General features: G+C 72.9%; 15 protein-coding genes and 2 pseudogenes. 8 read left to right on the top strand and 9 right to left on the bottom strand.

Translation table 11 applies throughout. The annotated features are described in order from the left end of the window. Positions 1–307: 307 nt before the first annotated feature. Together OG332_RS41260 and OG332_RS41255 are read left to right on the top strand one after the other, a co-directional pair. The gene (locus OG332_RS41260; protein WP_327418251.1) at positions 308–847 is read left to right on the top strand and encodes a sigma-70 family RNA polymerase sigma factor; all 540 of its coding nucleotides are present in this window, start codon (positions 308–310) and stop codon (positions 845–847) included. Positions 848–1055: 208 nt separating this feature from the next. Continuing rightward, positions 1056–1556, top strand: a complete 501-nt coding sequence (locus OG332_RS41255) for a hypothetical protein (protein ID WP_327418250.1) — start codon at positions 1056–1058, stop codon at positions 1554–1556. Between the two features lie 5 nt (positions 1557–1561). On the opposite strand, the gene OG332_RS41250 is transcribed toward OG332_RS41255, so the two are convergent. The 4 genes and pseudogenes from OG332_RS41250 to OG332_RS41235 form a co-directional block, all read right to left on the bottom strand. Then, positions 1562–1951: a hypothetical protein gene (locus OG332_RS41250; RefSeq protein WP_327418249.1), complete on the bottom strand. Its 390-nt coding sequence runs from the start codon at positions 1949–1951 to the stop codon at positions 1562–1564. 26 nt (positions 1952–1977) lie between these two features. Next, positions 1978–2838 carry an Fpg/Nei family DNA glycosylase gene (locus tag OG332_RS41245; RefSeq protein WP_327418248.1) on the bottom strand — a complete coding sequence of 287 codons (861 nt, stop codon included), beginning with the start codon at positions 2836–2838 and terminating at the stop codon, positions 1978–1980. 20 nt (positions 2839–2858) lie between these two features. Continuing rightward, positions 2859–4112, bottom strand: a complete 1254-nt coding sequence (locus OG332_RS41240) for a hypothetical protein (protein ID WP_327418247.1) — start codon at positions 4110–4112, stop codon at positions 2859–2861. A gap of 257 nt (positions 4113–4369) precedes the next feature. Beyond that, positions 4370–4795: pseudogene (locus OG332_RS41235) on the bottom strand (transposase family protein); the annotation flags it as partial. 165 nt (positions 4796–4960) lie between these two features. Here OG332_RS41235 and OG332_RS41230 point away from each other — a divergent pair. Continuing rightward, on the top strand, positions 4961–5698 hold the full coding sequence (locus tag OG332_RS41230; RefSeq protein ID WP_327418246.1) for a VOC family protein: 738 nt from the start codon (positions 4961–4963) through the stop codon (positions 5696–5698). A gap of 347 nt (positions 5699–6045) precedes the next feature. Here the strand turns inward: OG332_RS41230 and OG332_RS41225 are convergent, their stop codons facing one another. Beyond that, on the bottom strand, positions 6046–8130 hold the full coding sequence (locus tag OG332_RS41225; RefSeq protein ID WP_327418245.1) for a SpoIIE family protein phosphatase: 2085 nt from the start codon (positions 8128–8130) through the stop codon (positions 6046–6048). Between the two features lie 7 nt (positions 8131–8137). Beyond that, positions 8138–9520 carry a DUF6777 domain-containing protein gene (locus OG332_RS41220; RefSeq protein ID WP_327418244.1) on the bottom strand — a complete coding sequence of 461 codons (1383 nt, stop codon included), beginning with the start codon at positions 9518–9520 and terminating at the stop codon, positions 8138–8140. Between the two features lie 163 nt (positions 9521–9683). Here OG332_RS41220 and OG332_RS41215 point away from each other — a divergent pair, with 163 nt between their 5' ends. Genes OG332_RS41215 through OG332_RS41205 form a run of 3 tightly spaced genes read left to right on the top strand, consistent with a single transcriptional unit; the run spans position 9684 to position 12591 of the window. Continuing rightward, positions 9684–10571, top strand: coding sequence for a YndJ family protein (locus OG332_RS41215; RefSeq protein ID WP_327418243.1), 888 nt, complete (start codon positions 9684–9686; stop codon positions 10569–10571). Positions 10572–10597: 26 nt separating this feature from the next. Next, positions 10598–11131 carry a DUF1990 family protein gene (locus OG332_RS41210; protein ID WP_327418242.1) on the top strand — a complete coding sequence of 178 codons (534 nt, stop codon included), beginning with the start codon at positions 10598–10600 and terminating at the stop codon, positions 11129–11131. A gap of 20 nt (positions 11132–11151) precedes the next feature. Continuing rightward, complete coding sequence (locus OG332_RS41205) at positions 11152–12591, top strand: lipase maturation factor family protein (RefSeq protein ID WP_327418241.1); 1440 nt, start codon at positions 11152–11154, stop codon at positions 12589–12591. Here the strand turns inward: OG332_RS41205 and OG332_RS41200 are convergent. Then, positions 12577–13560, bottom strand: a complete 984-nt coding sequence (locus OG332_RS41200) for an NAD-dependent epimerase/dehydratase family protein (protein ID WP_327418240.1) — start codon at positions 13558–13560, stop codon at positions 12577–12579. The two genes, OG332_RS41205 and OG332_RS41200, sit on opposite strands and share 15 nt — an antisense overlap. 151 nt (positions 13561–13711) lie before the next feature. Next, complete coding sequence (locus OG332_RS41195) at positions 13712–13888, bottom strand: hypothetical protein (protein WP_327419593.1); 177 nt, start codon at positions 13886–13888, stop codon at positions 13712–13714. A gap of 337 nt (positions 13889–14225) precedes the next feature. Between OG332_RS41195 and OG332_RS41190 the strand changes: the two genes are divergently transcribed. Further along, positions 14226–14687, top strand: a complete 462-nt coding sequence (locus OG332_RS41190; RefSeq protein WP_327419525.1) for a hypothetical protein — start codon at positions 14226–14228, stop codon at positions 14685–14687. Between the two features lie 17 nt (positions 14688–14704). Here OG332_RS41190 and OG332_RS41185 read toward each other — a convergent pair whose 3' ends face one another. Next, complete coding sequence (locus OG332_RS41185; RefSeq protein WP_327418239.1) at positions 14705–16192, bottom strand: SDR family NAD(P)-dependent oxidoreductase; 1488 nt, start codon at positions 16190–16192, stop codon at positions 14705–14707. A 292-nt stretch (positions 16193–16484) separates the two neighbouring features. On the opposite strand from OG332_RS41185, the pseudogene OG332_RS41180 reads away from it, so the two are divergent. Continuing rightward, a pseudogene (locus tag OG332_RS41180) lies at positions 16485–17297 on the top strand (DMT family transporter); the annotation flags it as partial. Positions 17298–17310 lie beyond the last annotated feature (13 nt).

Genomic DNA, 17310 nt, shown 5'->3' with positions numbered 1-17310 from the left:
CGACTATCTGATATCTGATCCCCTGCAATCCATAGAAGTCGACGCCGCAAGTCAAGGACCGGATCCACACACGGGCACCGGCCCACCCCAACGGCGGACACCGGCTGCGCCTCCTGCCGTTCGCCGCGCCGTTCGACCGTTCACCGCCCGGCACGGCCGCCCGGCGGACGACCCGGCGCCTTGGGCGCATCGCCGGGGCGGGACGGTTCCCGGGGGGCTCGCCGCAGGTCAGGGTGGACGGGACGCCTCCCCTACGGACCCCGTACGGACCCCTGGCAGCCCCCACACACCTCGGAAGGAGCCCCTCGTGTCGCTCTCCCCCGCCCTCCCGCACACGGACCCCGAGGCGCTGGCCGAACTCCAGCGCGACCACGGGCGTGCCCTGTTCGGTTTCCTGCTCGGCCTCACCGCAGGGGACGCCCAGCGCGCGGAGGACCTCGTACAGGAGACCCTCGTACGGGTCTGGCAGCACCCGGAGGCCCTGGCCAGCGGGCACGACTCCATGCGGCCGTGGCTGTTCACGGTGGCCCGGCGGCTCGCCATCGACGCCCGTCGGGCCCGGCTGTCACGGCCGCTGGAGGTGGAGGCGGAGGGGCTGGAGCAGGCGCCCGCCCCCGAGGACGCGGTGTCCGGCTCGGTCACGGCGATCGACGTCCGGCGGGCCGTGGGGTCCCTGGGGCAGGAGCACCGCGAGGTGCTGATGCAGGTCTACTTCCGGGACCGGTCGGTGGCGGAGGCCGCCGCCGAGCTCGGCATCCCGGCCGGTACCGTCAAGTCCCGTACGCACTACGCCCTTCGCGCCCTGCGGAAGGGCCTGCAGGGGTACGGCTACGGCCTCGGCGCCTGAGCTTCCGGCGTGCGCAGGCATCGGGGCAACAGGTCCGGGAACGCCGTGAAGGGATGCGGACCGGACAAAAAACGCAGGGAATTGGGCATAAGTGCGTCCAAGTTGCGTAAACATCCCCCGCTGCGCGAGCCGCTCGGTGAAGGCTCGGGGCTGACGACGACGGGACGCTCGACGCGTGGGAGAAGGTGGAACGGTGCAGCCCGAGGGTATGAACGGCACCAGTGACGGCGGGCTCGCGGTGCCCATGGCCTGGCTCTACGCCGAGTACATCGCGGACGAACTGCTGCGTACGGGGCGGCTGATCCCGGTCAGCACCCTGGAGTTCCGGGCCGGACGCGACACGCTCGCGCTGACGATCTACCTCTCGGACGCCGCCGGCGAGCTCTCCGGGATCCGCGTGGTCTCGCAGCTCGACGAGTGGATGTCCCTGACGGCGTACGGACATCCCTGGCGCGACTGGGTGCACACGCGGTTCCTCGCGCTGGGCGAGGAGGCCAGGGAGCGCGGGCGCGGCGAGGAACCCGACCTGGAGCTGGCCCGGGCGGCGTGGCGCTGGCTGGATGGCACCGAGCTCTTCGCCACCAATCTCGACCCCGGCCGGCACGGCCACGCCGACACCCCGCCGGGACTGGACGAGAACGCGCGGGTGTGGACCCCGGCCTGGCAGCTCGGGCTGCCGCTGGGCCACTTGGCGATGCACCTGTTCTGAGGCCCCTACGAGGACCGCTCGACCGGATCCGTCACCAGGCCGGTGAAATCGGCCTCGTTGCGCTCCGCCCGGGTGACGTACCACCGGGCGATGAGCCACATCACCGGATACACCAGCAGGCCGAGCGCCACCCACACCAGCGGCCCCGACGCGGCCCGCGGCAGCACGAACACCAGCGGCAGCGTCCCGACCAGCGCCACGAGCGCGGCCAGCGCCCCCAGCCCGGCGCGCAGCTGGCTGCGCATCAGCGCCCGTACGTAGGTGGCCCCCAGGGTGGTCTGCTCGGAGATCTCCGAGCGGGCCGGGGCGTGTGCGGGCGGCCGGCGCCGGGCGCCCCGGGGCACCCCGGTGACGATCTCGCGCCGGGGCGGCGACTGCTGCTGCTCCTGCGCCATGGCGTGGGAGTCTACGCAGCCCCCCGCTATTTGAGGAGACGCGACAGCCGCCGGTCGGCCAGCGGCTTGCCGCCCGTCTGGCAGGTCGGGCAGTACTGGAGCGAGGAGTCGGCGAAGGAGACCGAGCGCACGGTGTCCCCGCACACCGGGCACGGCTCCCCGTCCCGGCCGTGCACGCGCAGCCCGCTCTTCTTCTCGGCCTTGAGCGCACCGGCGGCCACGCCGTGCGCCCGGGCCACGGCCTCGCCCAGGGTGGCGCGCACGGCCTCGTGGAGATGGGTCACCTGGTCGTCGTCGAACGAGGAGGCCAGCTTGAAGGGAGAGACCTTCGCCGCGTGCAGGATCTCGTCGCTGTACGCGTTGCCGATGCCCGCGATGACGCTCTGGTCGCGCAGCACGCCCTTGATCCGGCGCCGTTCCCCGTCGAGAAGTGCGGCGAAGGCGTCCCGGTCGAAGTCCTCGGCCAGCGGGTCGGGGCCGAGGCGGGCGATGCCGGGGACCTCCTGGGGGTCGTGGACCACGTAGACGGCGAGGCGCTTCTGGGTCCCGGCCTCGGTGAGGTCGAAGCCGCCGCCGCCCTCCAGTACGACGCGCAGCGCGAGCGGCCCCTTGCCGGGGCGCGGCGGCTGCGCGGGCAGGGCGTCCTGCCAGCGCAGCCAGCCGGCCCGGGCCAGGTGGGTGACGAGGTGGAGCCCGCCGATCCGCACGGCCAGGAACTTGCCGTACCGGGCGGTGGCGCCGGCCGGCTGCCCTTCGAGGGCGGACAGCGGCGGGTCGTACGTCTTGAGCACGCTGACGGCGAGCGGGAGGACGCGCTCGACCACCCGCCCGGTGAGGTGCTCGTCGAGGTACTCCCGCAGGGCCTCGACCTCGGGCAGCTCCGGCATGGGTCCAGCCTGCCGCCGCCTCAGGCGAAACGCGAGCTGGGCACGGGCCCCGGTGACGCGACCCGGTCGCGGGGCGCCGAGAGCCAGCCCGTGCGGACGCCCGTCACGAACGCCCGGAAGGCCTCGTCCGGGTCGGCCGGGGTGGCACCGTCGCCCTCGTCCGGGGAGGGGTCGGCCGCCGCGATCTCAGCGGCGATCTCCGCCTCGGGCCGGTCGTCGTCCTGCCACGGCGGGGCGACGTACTGGCAGAGCAGCGCGCTGAAGTCCGCGCTCACCGCGGGCGGATCGGTCCAGCAGGTGGCGTGCTCGTGGAGGATCTGACCGTCGGCGCGCTCCCGCAGCGTGCGGACGAGTTCCTGGTCGGCCGCGTTCAGGTCGTAGGCGACGACGAGGGTGTCCGCACGGTTCGGTTCGTACGGCACGGCGGGCAGCCCGAGCACCCGGGCGGCGGCGAGCCCGAGGTTCCGGTCGGACCGGCCGGGCAGCAGCGAGACCGTGGCGGGGCTGCGCCCGGCGGCCTCCAGCGCGAGCGCGAGCCGGGCCAGGCCGCGACGGCACTGTTCGGGGCTGTCGCCGAGGTAGGCGTACCGGCCCGTCATCCCGGCGTCCCAGCCGTACGGGGACAGGGTGCCGAGCAGGCCGCCGGTGAGCCCGTAGTGCCAGCCGCGCAGGTCGGCCGCGCCGAGCGGGGCGGGGTGCCCGGCCGCCGCCTGGGCCCGCCGGGACCGGCCGCTGCGCAGCACCTGGCGTGCCTGGCGCTCGCGCGCGCCCGACCACTGGGGGTCCTCGGGGGCGGGGAGGTCGGCCAGCAGCCCCTCCGCGGTGTCCAGGTCCCCGGCCAGCAGGGTGTGGTGGACCAGCAGGTACGTCTCGGGCCAGGCGGGCAGCCGGTCGCCGCGGCCGGAGAGCAGCGCGGCGGCCTCGGTGTGCCGGTGCTCGTCCTCCAGGGCGGAGGCCAGCTCGGCGAGGAGCGGCCGCGAGTCGGGGAGCAGCCGGAGCGCCTCGCGCAGGGGCGCGACGGCGAGGAAGGCGACGCCGCGCTCCACGCACGCGTAGCCGAAGTCGTAGAGGGCCTGCGGTTCTTCGGCCCGCTCGGCGGCGGCCCCGGCGGCGTCGGCCAGGTCGGTGAAGCCGGCGGTCTCGGCCAGGGCCCGTGTGGCGTTGGCGAGTTCGGCGACGGGGAGGGTCTCCGCGCGGGGGCGCAGCGAACGCACGGCTCCGGGCAGATCCCCTGCGTCGAGCAGCCGGCGGACGTCATCCATGGCGATAGTCATCGCCGTCGATCCTCACGGACCGGGCGGCGCCCCGCAACGGACTTTCCCTGTCTGGGCGCGAGTTGGCGCTGCACAGGCCGGATGTTCCAGCTTCCCGGCCCGCCGCCCGGTCGCCCCGCCAGGGGCATCACACCCGGGTCGTCTCTTTTGGATCTTGCCGGTCAGGCCAGATCCGAAAGGGACGGCCCAGATGCGTTGTCCCGTAAATGATCTCCGGATCGCCTGGGGCAGGGCCGGCCGCCGTACGGCCCGCTGACCTATCCGGCGAGGGCGGGGTTGTGCATCCGGGCGATGCCGAGCATGGCGTGGTGGACTCCGTCGCCTTTGAGGCGGCAGTCGCGGAGGATCTTCCAGGTCTTCATGCGTGCGAAGACGTCTTCGACGCGGGCTCGGACCTGCTTGTGGGACTTGTTGTGTTCCCCTTTCCAGTCCGGGAGTTCGGTCTGGCCGCGCTCGCGGCGGTGAGGGATGACGAGTCCGGTGCCCGGATAGTCTCCGTCGGCGATCGTCAGGGTCTTGCCGACGGCGGCCTTGGCGCCGGATTCCTCCCATGCCCTGCAGTCGTTGCGGTTCCCGGCGAGAAGCCGGCCGACCACGACGACCAGGCGGGTGTCGGCGTCGATGACGACCTGGTCGTTGGTGGAATACCTGTGGTTCTTCGACCTCTCGGCGGTGGTCTGTTCGGGCTCCGTGCCACTGGCCGGCCGGATGCAGGCGGCGTGGTCGGGTCTCGCCTTCGTTCACAAGGACTCCCACAGTCTCGACGAGGGCGACCGTGGTCAGTACCGGGGCGAGCACATGTCTGATCGCGGCGGCCTGGGGCGGCGGCAGCTTCTAGGATCTGCGGCATGGCAACAAGACTCGTGCAGATCAATATGAAGGCTCAGGACGACTCCGTGCTCGGCCGGTTCTGGGCGGAGGCACTTGGTTGGGGTGTCGACAGCGAGGGACCCGGCGTGACCAACCTCGAACCCGTGGGTTTCGCCTACCCCGACCCCGTGGCCGTCTGCATCGACATCGTCGCCCGCCCGGAAGCCAAAACGGTGAAGAACCGGGTGCACCTTGATCTGGCCACCACCTCGACCGCCCATCAGGCGGAGTTGGTCGCGCGCTTGAAGGATCTCGGCGCGACGCTCGCCGACGTGGGTCAGGGCGACGTCCCCTGGACGGTCATGGCCGACCCGGAGGGCAACGAGTTCTGCGTCCTGGAGCCCCGCCCGATCTACCAGGACACCGGGCCGATCGCCGCGGTGGTGGTCGACTGCACCGACCCACGAGGGATGGCCCGGTTCTGGGGCCAGGCGATGGACTGGACGCTGCACGAGGTCACCGACGACCACGCGACCATGCGATCCGCCAAAGGCGTCGGCCCCTACCTGGAGTTCCTCCGCACCCCCGACGCCAAGAGTGTGTGGAACCGCGTCCACCTCGACGTCTGCCCCTACCCCGGTGACGACCTGGAAGCAGAGGAAGCCCGACTGCGCGCCCTGGGCGCCACCGACCCTGGTATCGACCAGTCCGCAATCTCCTGGACGGTTCTGGCCGACCCGGAAGGCAACGAGTTCTGTCTCCTCACTCCTCGCTGACCTTGAGCGGCTCCGGCCGGTTTCGGGTCAGCGGCGAAGACCGCGTGGCGTCAGCGCATGCAGCCGGAGACAGGGATGGTGCCCCCGGTGATCCAGCGCATGTCATTGACGCCAGGAAGGCCACGAGCGTGCCGTAGCCGTCGGCGGTGCCCGTACGGCCTCGGCGCCTACGGCGGCGCTACGCGCTGGCTTTCGGCCACCAGGGACAGTCCACCCCGCCCCTGGAACTGACTGTCCATCGAGCGCCCTTGTGGCTCCCGGTCGCAGGTCGGGTGCCCCATGCCTGGGGATCCATCGAGCAGGTGTGGGGTAATCCGATCAGGGCGTGGCCGTTTCAATGAGCCTCATCAAGATGAGCGGGACAGCCCTTGGCCCATGACGAACTCGCACCACACGCACTTGCCGCCGCCCCGCGGTTCCACGCCCCACACGTCCGCCAGCCGGTCCACCAGCATCAGGCCGCGTCCCGAGACCCCCGCCTCCCCCGCCTCGCGCCGCCGCGGCAGTGCGCTGGAGCGGTCCTCGACCTCCACCCGCAGCCTGCGTTCGTGGCCCGCCAGGATGCGCAGGGTGACGATCGCCGGGCCGTCGGTGTGCATCAGGGCGTTCACGATCAGCTCGTCCGCGACCAGTTCGATCTCGTCGGACCGCTCCCGCGCGCCCCACGCGCGCACCGCCGCCCCGATCATGTGGCGGGCCGCCACCAAAGCCTCGGGGTCGCCGGGTGCCACATGCTGCTGCAGGCGGCTGCCGGCCTGGGGGGCGGCCGCCACCTCGCGGCGCAGCAGGAGCAGTGCCATGTCGTCGTTCCCGCCCCGGTCGTCGGCGAGCGCGCACAGCCGGTCCGCCAGGAACTGCAGGTCGGCCGGTCCGCTGCGGATCTGGGAGGTCAGCAGCTGGATGCCGTCGTCGAGGTCGGCGCCGGGCTGTTCCACCAGGCCGTCGGTGCACATGAGGAGCGTCTCCCCCGGGTCCAGTTCCACCGTGGTCACCGGGTATTCGAGCTGGCCGAACTCCGCCGAGAGGCCGAGCGGCATCCCGCCCCCCACCGGGAGCCGGTGGCAGTCCCCGTCGCGGGTGCGCAGCAGGGGGTCGATGTGGCCGGCCCGTACCAGCTGGAGCACGCCGGTGGAGAGGTCGGCCTCCACGTAGGTGCAGGTCGCGAAGCGGTCCGTGTCCAGTTCGTGCAGGAAGACGGAGGCGCGGGCCATGACGGTGCCGGGCGAGTGCCCCTCGGCCGCGTACGCGCGCAGGACGATCCGCAGCTGACCCATGACCGCCGCCGCGTGCGTGTCGTGGCCCTGTACGTCGCCGATGACGGCACCGACCCGGCCGCCCGGCAGCGGGATGACGTCGTACCAGTCGCCGCCGATGTCCCGGCCCATCCGGGCGGAGCGGTACCGAACGGCGATCTGCCCGCCGGGCACCGAGGGTATCCGCCTCGGCAGCATGGCCTGCTGGAGGCCCTCCGCGAGGTCGTGCTCCTGCTCCAGCAGCATGGCCCGCTGGAGGCTCTGCGCGATGCTGCTGCCCAGTGCGACGAGCAGGTTGCGCTCCTCCTGGGTGAAGCCGTCCTTGTCCTGGTAGAGCAGCCCGATCGCGCCGATGGGACGGGCCTGGGCGATGAGCGGCAGATAGGCGGCCGCCGAGATCCGCATGTACGAGATCTTCGCCCAGAGCTCGGGATAGCCCTCGGCGAACTCCTGCGCGGAGTCGAGGAAGCGCGGCTGCAGCGAGCGGACGACCTCGCTCATCGGGTACTGCTCGTCGATCCGGGTGTAGCGGGTGCCGGGGACGAAACTGTCCTGGGGGCCCTCGGCCACGAGGTGGATGCGCCCGGCCTCGACGAGGCCCATCACCATGCCCATGGAGCCGAGCCGCTCCAGGCCGTGGGCGTCGCCGATGACGTCGATGACGTCCCGTACGGTCCGGGCGTGCGCGAGGGCGGCGGTCGTGGACTCGACCACCGAGGTCTGGCGGCGCCGTTCCTCGTCCAGGCCGAGGCGCTCCGCCGAGTGGCTGAGCTCATCGGTCGCGTCGCGGACGATGCCGATGATCCGGTAGGGCCGCCCGTCCGGGCCGCGCATGACGCGGCCCTGGGTGTGCGTCCAGCGCAGCCGCCCGTCGCGGCAGCGGATGCGGAAGTAGGCGCCGTAGCTGTCCACCCCGCTCTTGAGGGCGGAGGAGACGAGGGCGTCGAGGCGCGCGGACTCGGTGGCCGGGACGCGCGGGGAGAGCGACTCGGGCCGGCCGTCGTACTCGTCGGGGGTCGTGTCGAAGACGTGGAGGGCCGCTTCGTCCATGTGCATGAGACCGGTCACGAGGTCCCAGTCGAAACTGCCCATGCGGTTCAGCGAGAGCGACCGGTCCGGGTGTGCGGGCCAGTCGTCCGGCAGCGATACGGTGGTCGGCACCGATCCACCATGACACACGGGCCGGTCAGGCGCTCTCCAGCGGGTGGCTCCCGTCCGAGGGCTGCGGCTGCAGGTCCGGGTCGGCATATGGGTCTGCGTACGGGTCCGTGTACGGGTCTGCGGAGGGGGCCGTGTACGGGTCTGCGGAGGGGGCCGTGTACGGGTCTGCGGAGGGGGCCGTGTACGGGTCTGCGGAGGGATCGGCATACGGATCGGCGTACGGATCGGCGTACGGATCGTTCGGCTGCGGCGCCGTTCCGTCGGGCTCGGGCACGAGACCCGGGGCGTTCGGGTCGGGCTGCGTCAGGTCGAACGGGATGTCCGAGGGGATGTTCGAGGGCACGTCGCCCGGCAGGTCGGAGGGGACGTCCGACGGGCCGTCCGAGCGCGGCTGCTGCGGCCGGGTGACGGAGTCGGACGGCGAGCCCGGGGTCTGCGGGACGCCCGGGCTCTGCGGCGGGTTCTCGCCCTGCGGATTCTGCGGGTTCTGCGCGGCCGGTCCGGTCGGCTGGCAGTCCGGCGCCGCGGCGGCAGGATCGCTCTGGCACGGCTGGACCGAGGCGGACCCGGACGGGGTGACGGGCCCCGTCGGGATTCCGTCGGCCGGGTCGTACTGGGGCAGGGTGCGCGGGGGCCTGTCCTGGGCGCCGTCGTCGCCCCGCTTGCGTTCGATCCAGGTGTTGTCGGCGATGTTGACGATCACCAGGTTGTTGATCACGTGGGGAGTGGGTTCGATGACGACGACCTGGTTGGGCTGGTAGCCGCTCCACGGGTCGCCCTTGTGCACCGGGGACCCCTTGGCCGCGAGCGGGGAGGCCAGCGGGTTTCCGCAGCCGCAGCGCACCCGGGGCATCCCGTGTTCGTCGACGAGGACGGCGGTTCCGGCCTGCAGGACGGACTGGAAGCCGTCGGCGCCGCCGTCGCGGAAGGCGTGGTTGGTGACGCGGGTGTCGGCGCGCAGTACGACGGGAGTGAGGCCGCGCAGGAACTCGGGGATGCTCGCCTGCTCGATGTCCGCGGCCTGGGCGAAGGCGCGGGCCTTGGCGTTGTCGGCCGTCAGGAAGCGGACCTGCTGTTCCACGTCGCAGCTTCCGAGCCGCTGGGTGCCGCCGTACAGGCCGGGAGTGGCCGCGTTGATGGTGCGGATGCCCTGTCCGGTCGGGTTGGGCAGCGGCGGCTGCACGGGGGCGGACTCGGCGGTGGCCGAGGAGGCGGTGAAGGGGTCGGGGCCGGCGGAGGCCACGGGCTGGAGGTAGACCTCCTGGCTCTCGGGTCCGGCCGCGCTCTTGGGCTCTTCGGCGCCGCCGCAGCCCGCGGCGAACAGGCCGAGGAGGGCCAAGAGGGCGGCGCCGGCCGGTAGGTGACGGCTCGACGTCTGACGAGGTGTCGGAAGTGACGGTGCGTGCACGTGGATCTCCCTTTTCGCCCCGGTTGCTCCCTCTTGTCTGCCCCATGTGCGCGAGACCCGCAACCGGAGAGCGTCTTGAACATGTTCAAGGAAGGCCGTAGGCTCACCACCGTGAGTTGAACGCGTTCAAGGCGTTCGGCCGCAGCGTTGGGGGGAGTCCAGGGTGACGGTACTGGTGAACGTGATCGTCACCCTGGGCATGCTGTACGTCGTCCCGGCGGGCCTGCGCCTGATCGACCCGGCCGGGCTCCGCCGGACCGCCCGCCTCTGGCCGCTGCTCGCCGCCCCCGGGGCGCTGTGCCTCTGGCTGCCGCGCGGGCTGCCCGCCACGGCGCTCGCCGCACTCTACGCGGCGGCCTGCCTGGCACTCGCGGTCCGGGCCCCGGTCCGGCTGCTGCGGGGCCGTTCCCCGCGGCGCGCCCCGGCCCCGGCCGAGATCGCCGTCGCCACCGCGCTGGTCTCGCCCGCGATCGCCGGGACCGCGCTGGTCGCCGAGCGCGCCGGGTACCGGCTCTTCGGATTCGACCTCGACATCCTGGCGCTGACCGTGCCGCACTTCCACTTCGCCGGGTTCGCGGCCGCGCTGGTCGCGGGGCTCGTGTGCCGGGCCGCCCGGGACCGGCCGGCGACGGGGCTCTCGCGCTGGGCCGCGTACAGCGTCCCTGCGGGCACGCTGCTCGTGCTCCTCGGCTACTTCGTCGACGACTGGGCGGAGCTGGTGGGCGCGGTCGTGCTGACCGGCGGAATGTGGGCCGTGGCCCTGCTGACCTGGCGGGAGATCCGGCCCGCGGCGCGCGATCGCGGCACGCGGACGCTGCTCGCGACCTCGGCGGCCGTGCTGGTGGCCACCATGATGCTCGCCCTGTGGTGGGCGGTCGGCGAGGCCACCGGGATCGTGCACCCCACCCTGACCTGGATGGCCGCGACCCACGGCCTCGGGAACGCCCTCGGATTCGCCCTCTGCTCGGTACTGGCCTGGCGGCGGCTCACCACCGACCGCGGCCGCCCGCCGACGGCGACCGGCCGCTCACCGCTGACCACCCACCGCTGACCACCCGCACGACTGGAGACCTCGCCATGACCCGCCTCATCAGCGCCGGCCGGGACACCGTCAACTACCCCGACAGGGGCGCGACGGCCCACCGGCCGCTGCCCGCCGGATACCACCACCTGAACCACCGCACCCGCCTCGGGCACGGCCGTGCCGTCTTCGAGGCCGCCGGCACCGCGGTGACCACCTTCCACGCGCACCGCACCTCCGGGATGCGGGTGCGCGCCGATGCCGGCGCCGTCCGGCCCGGCGCCCGCGTGGTCGTCGGGATCGGCGTGGGGCCGCTGCGCATCGACGCCCCGTGCCAGGTGATCTGGACGGCCTACGAGCCCGCCCGGATCGGTTTCGCCTACGGGACCCGGCCCGGCCACCCCGAGTGCGGCGAGGAGTCCTTCATCGTGGACATGGACCCCGACGGCACCGTGTGGTTCACGGTGACCGCATTCAGCCGCCCGAACAGCTGGTACACCCGCCTCGCCGGCCCGGTGGTCCCCTTCCTCCAGCTGCGCTACGCCCGCTGGCTGGGCCATCGCCTGCGCAAGCTGGCCACCGCCGCCTGACCGGTCCGATACTGGAGGCGATGGACTGGTTCACGGCACCCGGATACTGGCTCGCCCGGCTGGTCTTCCAGCGGGCGCTGGCCGGCGTCTACCTCGTCGCCTTCATCGGGGCCGCCCTGCAGTTCCGGGCCCTGATCGGGGCGCACGGCATGCTGCCCGTGCCGCGCTACGTGCGGTACGTGCCCTTCCGTCGCGCCCCGAGCCTGTTCCAACTGCGCTACTCCGACCGGCTCTTCGCCGGCTGCGCCTGGACCGGCGCGGCACTGGCCGCGGCACTCGCCGCCGGGGCCGGGGACGAGGTGCCGCTGGGCGCCGCCATGGCGATGTGGGCCCTGCTGTGGCTGCTCTACCTCTCCATCGTGAACGTGGGACAGACCTGGTACTCCTTCGGCTGGGAGTCGCTGCTGCTGGAGGTGGGCTTCCTCGCCGTCTTCCTCGGCAACGCCCGGGTGGGGCCGCCGGTGCTCGTGCTGTGGCTGCTGCGCTGGGTGCTCTTCCGCGTGGAATTCGGGGCCGGGCTGATCAAGATGCGCGGGGACTCCTGCTGGCGCAAGCTGACCTGCCTCTACTTCCACCACGAGACGCAGCCGATGGCCGGGCCGCTGAGCTGGTTCTTCCACCATCTGCCGAAGCCGCTGCACCGGGTGGAGTGCGCGGCCAACCACGTGACCCAGCTGATCGTCCCGGTCCTGCTGTTCACCCCGCAGCCGGTGGCCTCGTACGCCGCCGGGATCATCGTGGCGACGCAGCTGTGGCTGGTGCTGTCCGGCAACTTCGCCTGGCTGAACTGGCTGACGATCACACTGGCCCTCTCGGCCGTGGACTTCACCGGGCTCGCGGGCGCTCCGCCGGCCGCCGCCTCGCAGGGGGCTCCGGTGTGGTTCGTGGTCCTGGTCTGCGCGGTGACCGCCCTCGTGCTGTTCCTCAGCCACCGTCCGGTGCTCAACATGATCTCGCGCCGGCAGGTGATGAACCGCTCCTTCGACGCACTCCACCTGGTCAACACCTACGGGGCCTTCGGCTCGGTCGGCCGGGTCCGCATGGAGGTGGTGGTGGAGGGCACCGCGGACCGGGTGCCGCACGAGGACGGCGCATGGCAGGAGTACGGCTTCCGGGGCAAACCGACCGAACTGCGCAGGATCCCCCGCCAGTTCGCCCCGTACCACCTGCGGCTGGACTGGCTGATGTGGTTCGCGGCCATCTCCCCCGGATACGCGCGGGACTGGTTCGGGCCGTTCGTGGAGCGGCTGCTGGCGGGCGACCGGGACACGCTGCGGCTGCTGCGCCACAACCCGTTCCCGGACGCGCCGCCCGTCTACGTCCGGGCCCTGCTCTACCGCTACCGGTTCACCACCTGGCGGGAACTGCGCGAGACGGGGGCCTGGTGGCACCGCACGCTGGTGCGCGAGTACCTCCCGCCGACCCGCCTCGCGGACGCCTGGCTGTCAGAGCCCGAGTAGGGCGGCCTCCCGCTCGGCGTCGATTCCGGGGGCCGGCCGGTCCGGCCGCTGCGGGGCCTGTCCGCCGAGGGTGCACAGCCAGGCCCAGGTGTCGGCCACGGTCTCCTCGACCGGGCGGCACTTCAGGCCGGCCTCCAGCGCCCTGGTCACGTCCCCGCCGAACATGTAGTCGTGCGACTCGCCCTCGGGGAGCCAGACCGGGAGCTCGGTCCACGGCTCCACGCCGGCCGCCAGGATCGGCTCCGGGTCGGTCCAGCGCAGGTCGCCGCCGCCACCGGTGGCGGCGGCGCAGGCGTCGAGGAAGGTGCCCATGGTGGCGTGCCCGACCGGGGAGACCAGGTTGTACGGGCCGCCGAGCCCGGCCTCGGCGGCGTCCAGGGTCCAGCGCGCGAGGTCGCGCACGTCGATGTACTGGAGCGGGAGTCCGCGGGGGCCGGGGGCGAGCACCGGGCCGCCGCGCGCCGTGCGGTTCAGCCACCACGGCAGCCGGCCGACGTTCTCGTACGGGCCGAGGATCAGGCCGGCGCGTACCAGCAGGGCACGGTCCGCGAAGGCCTCCAGTGCGGCGAGTTCGCCGCCCCTCTTGTCCTCGGAGTAGGCCTTCGACCCGGCGTCCGGCGAGCCCTCGACGAGGGGGCCGTCCTCTCCCTGCCCGGCGGGGGCCGGGTAGGCGTACACCGAGCGGCTGGAGATGTACGCGTACGTCCCGGCGCGGCCGCTCAGCAGGCGGGCGCTGTCGCGCACCGCCGTGGGGGCGCCGCCCCAGGTGTCGACGACGAGGTCCCACTCCCCCGCGGCGAGGGCGGCCAGGCCCCCGGGAGCGGTGCGGTCCCCGTGCAGGGCGCGGGTGCCGGGCGGGGGCGCGTGGTGCCCCCGGTGGAAGACGGTCACCTCCCAGCCCCGGGCGAGGGCGTCCTCGGTGATCGCACGTCCGACGAATTCGGTACCACCCAGCATCAGCAGCTTCATGCCGATCAGCCTGGACCGGTGGGCCGGGCCGCGGAAGCGTTGATCGCCGACAGCGATGACGCTCAGGGCGTACGCGGGACGGGAACCCGCCGGGAAGGGCAGCGCCCCCGGTGCCGATCGGCACGGGGGGCGCTCTGCGCTGCTCTGCGGATCAGTCGATTCCGGGCAGGATGTGCGATTCCGCCAGGTCGTCCTCGTACCCCGCGAGCCGGATCGGGGCGGAGCGGGCCCAGACCTCGAGGCTGCCGAGTTCGTCGGTCCGGGGCTTCTTCGACCGCGATGCCGGTCGCTCCAGCGACGTCGGTTCGGGCTGCGTCATTTCAGTCACCGCGCACTCCTTCGCGTAACCCGGCAGGCGGACCGCGCGCCGGGCAAGGGATCAAGGGTTTTCCGGACGCGGTGGCGCCTTAGTGGAGCGCGGCCCGGATGGGGGCCGTCTTGATGCCCCAGAGTACACATATGAGCGGACCTCCGCTCGATAGGAAGGCAAAATCCGCTGCGCCCTCTTAGTTTCGTCCCGAGTTCAGCAAGTCGTAGGTCGGCGGGTAGGTGACGGGTGGTGTGCTCGGACCCGGATGCGCGAGGCGCGACGGAGGGGGTCGGCGGTGTCGAGGTCCGGAGTGCCGGAGGCCCAAGTGCCGTACGTCACAAGCGTGGTGGAGCTGATGGACCTGCTCCGCGGCAGCTGCGACGACCACGCCCTGCGGACGGCGGCGCTGATCCGCCGCTCGCACCCCTCAGACAAGGAACTGCAGCTCGCGGGCTTGCTGCACGGCATCGGGCTGCTGCTCCGTCCGGGTGACGGAGCGCGACACGCCGTACTCGCAGCGGAGGCGGTGCGCCCGCTGCTGGGTGAGCGGGTGGCCCGACTCGTACGGCTGCACGCGCCGGCGGCGGGGAGCGACCGGGCCGGCGAGGCCGACGGGCAGGGCGACGACGCCGACGCGGTGGCCACCCTGCGCCAGGCCCACGATGCGGCCGCCGGGTCCGGACTGGACGCGGGCGTCCTGGAGGACTGGCGGCCGCTGCTGGAACTGGTCGCGGCCGGGTCCTGCCGGGCCGCGCCCGCCCGGAACGCGATCGACCCCCTCGGTTCGCCGAGGGGGTCGATCGCGGGCATGTCGTAGGCCGGGGGCCGCCGGGGCTACCAGTTCGCCGGGGCGTAGTCCTTCAGGAAGACGCCGAACAGGTCCTCGCCGGCCTCGCCGCGGACGACCGGGTCGTAGACCCGGGCCGCGCCGTCGACCAGGTCGAGCGGGGCGTGGAAGCCCTCCTCGGCGAGGCGCAGCTTGTCGAAGTGCGGGCGCTCGTCGGTGATCCAGCCGGTGTCGACCGAGGTCATCAGGATGCGGTCGGTCTGGAACATCTCCTGGCCGCTGGTCCGCGTCACCATGTTCATCGCGGCCTTGGCGGCATTGGTGTTCGGGTGCCCCGCTCCCTTGTAGCCGCGGCTGAAGACGCCCTCCATCGCCGAGACGTTGACGACGTACGCACGCCCGCTGGACGCCTTGCGGGCGGCCTCCGCCATGGCCGGCCGGAGTGCGCTGATCAGGATGAACGGCGACGTGTAGTTGCACAGCTGGGTCTCGAGCAGCTCCACCGGGGAGATCTGGTCGATGGTCTGCACCCAGGTGTTGCTCTCGACGACGTCGGGCAGCAGGCCGCCCGCGTCGATGGCGGTGCCGTCGAGGTGCCGCTCCAGGCTGGCGTTGCCCGCGACCAGGGCGAGGTCGGCGACCTTCTGCGCTTCGAGCCCGCTCACCCCGACGGGCAGCGCCGTCAGGCCGTCGACCGCGCCGGAGTTGAAGGCGCCGATGACGTGGTGGGCGGGGAGCTCGCCGGCGGGCAGCGGGGCGGCCTCCCCCTCGACCAGCGCCGCGTAGGCGGTGGGCAGGCGGCGCACGGTCTGCGTCGCGTTGTTGATCAGGATGTCGAGCGGACCGGCGCCGGCCACCTGGTCGGCGAGGGCCACGGCCTGGGCCGGGTCGCGCAGGTCGATGCCGACGACCTCCAGGCGGTGCATCCAGTCCGCTGAGTCCTCCATCGCCTTGAAGCGGCGGATGGCGTCCTTGGGGAAGCGCGTGGTGATGGTGGTGTGGGCGCCGTCGCGCAGCAGCCGCAGCGCGATGTACATGCCGATCTTGGCCCGGCCGCCCGTGAGCAGCGCGCGCTTGCCGGTGAGGTCGGCGCGCGCCTCCCGCCTGGACCGGTTCTCGGCGGCGCACTCGGGGCAGAGCTGGTGGTAGAAGTAGTCGACCTCGACGTACCGCGTCTTGCAGATGTAGCAGGAGCGCGGGCGCTGGAGTATCCCGGCGATCCGGCCGGCCTCCGTGACCGAGGAGGGCAGGATGCCCTCGGTCTCGTCGTCGATGCGCTCGGCGGAGCCGGTCGCGGTGGCCTCGGTGACGGCCTTGTCGTTGGCGGTCTTGGCGGCGCGGCGCTCTTGGCGGCGGCGCTGCTTGACCGTGCGGTACAGGCCGGCGGTGGCGCGGCGTACGGTGATGGCGTCGGGGTGGTCGACGTCGAGCTTGTCCAGCTCGTCGAGCACGCTGAGGCAGAGAGCCAGTCGCTCGGGGTCGATGCCCGGCCCATAGGCCTGCCCGTGGTCGTGGCTTTCTTCGGTCACCGTCATGGCCGCTGCCGTTCCTTGATCACTCGTCCGCATCCGCCTGCTGCGGAAGTCCTCAAAAGGGGAACTGTACGGATCCCACGCGCCTGGAGCCAAACCCGCTCCGGGAAACCTCACGGACCGCGAGCGGCCGGTCACCGTAGGGGTCGATTGGGGTGGCTCCGGGGCGCCTCAGGGGTCGCCTTCCGCTGCGGTAAGGGTCACGCTGGCGTACTCATGTACTACGCCGGGAGTATGACCGGTGACCACCTGTGGGCGGAGGAATAGCGCAGATGGGTCGGGCATTGTGGACCTTATGAGTGCACTGGCGCTGGCGGTCCTGCTCTGCCTCGTGTCCGCCTTGGCGTACGCGGGTGGCGCGATCGTCCAGGAACGGGTCGCGGCGAGCACGCCGGACCGCCCGTACGCCCCGCTGCGGCGGGGCGTCTGGTGGGTGGCGGTGGGGCTGAACGGCCTCGGTGCGCTGTTGCACGTGGTGGCCCTCGCGTACGGACCGCTGAGCCTGGTGCAGCCGCTGGGTGCGCTCACCATCGTCTTCGCCCTGCCGATGGCGGCCGTCTTCGTACGGCGCCGGGCGGGCGCGGCCGCCTGGCGCGGGGCGGTGCTGGCCACGGTGGGTCTCGCCGGGCTGCTGGCGCTGACCGGCGGGGACGGCCGGGCGGAGCAATCGCTGGCGGGTGGTGAGGGGAGCATGCTGCTGACGGTGACCGGGGCGGCGGTGGCCGTGCTGTTCGTGGTGGCGCACCGGATGCGCCGGGCGGTGCTGCACAGCGTGCTGCTGGCCGCGGCCGCCGGTACCGCCTTCGGCATGGCCTCCGTGTTCACCAAGTCGGTCGCCGAGGGCTTCGCCCCCGGCGCGCTGGGCGGCCTGTGGCCCGACCTCACCGCGATCGCGGCGCTGGCGGCCGCCGGACTGCTGCTGTCGCAGGCGGCCTACCGGGGCGCCGGGCTGACCGCGCCGCTGGCCACCGTGACGGTGATCAACCCGGTGGTCGCGGCGACGGTCGGCATCACGCTGTTCGACGAGGGCTTCCGGTACGGGGCCGCGGGCACGGCCGCGGCGGTGGCCAGCGCCCTCGTGGCGGCGGCCGGCCTGGTCCTGCTCACGGTCGTGCCCTCGC

It is taken from the genome of Streptomyces sp. NBC_01233 (assembly GCF_035989305.1).
Lineage (GTDB): Bacteria > Actinomycetota > Actinomycetes > Streptomycetales > Streptomycetaceae > Streptomyces.
The sequence above is the reverse complement of the archived record's forward strand: the minus strand, read 5'-3'. Positions and strand labels throughout refer to the sequence as shown.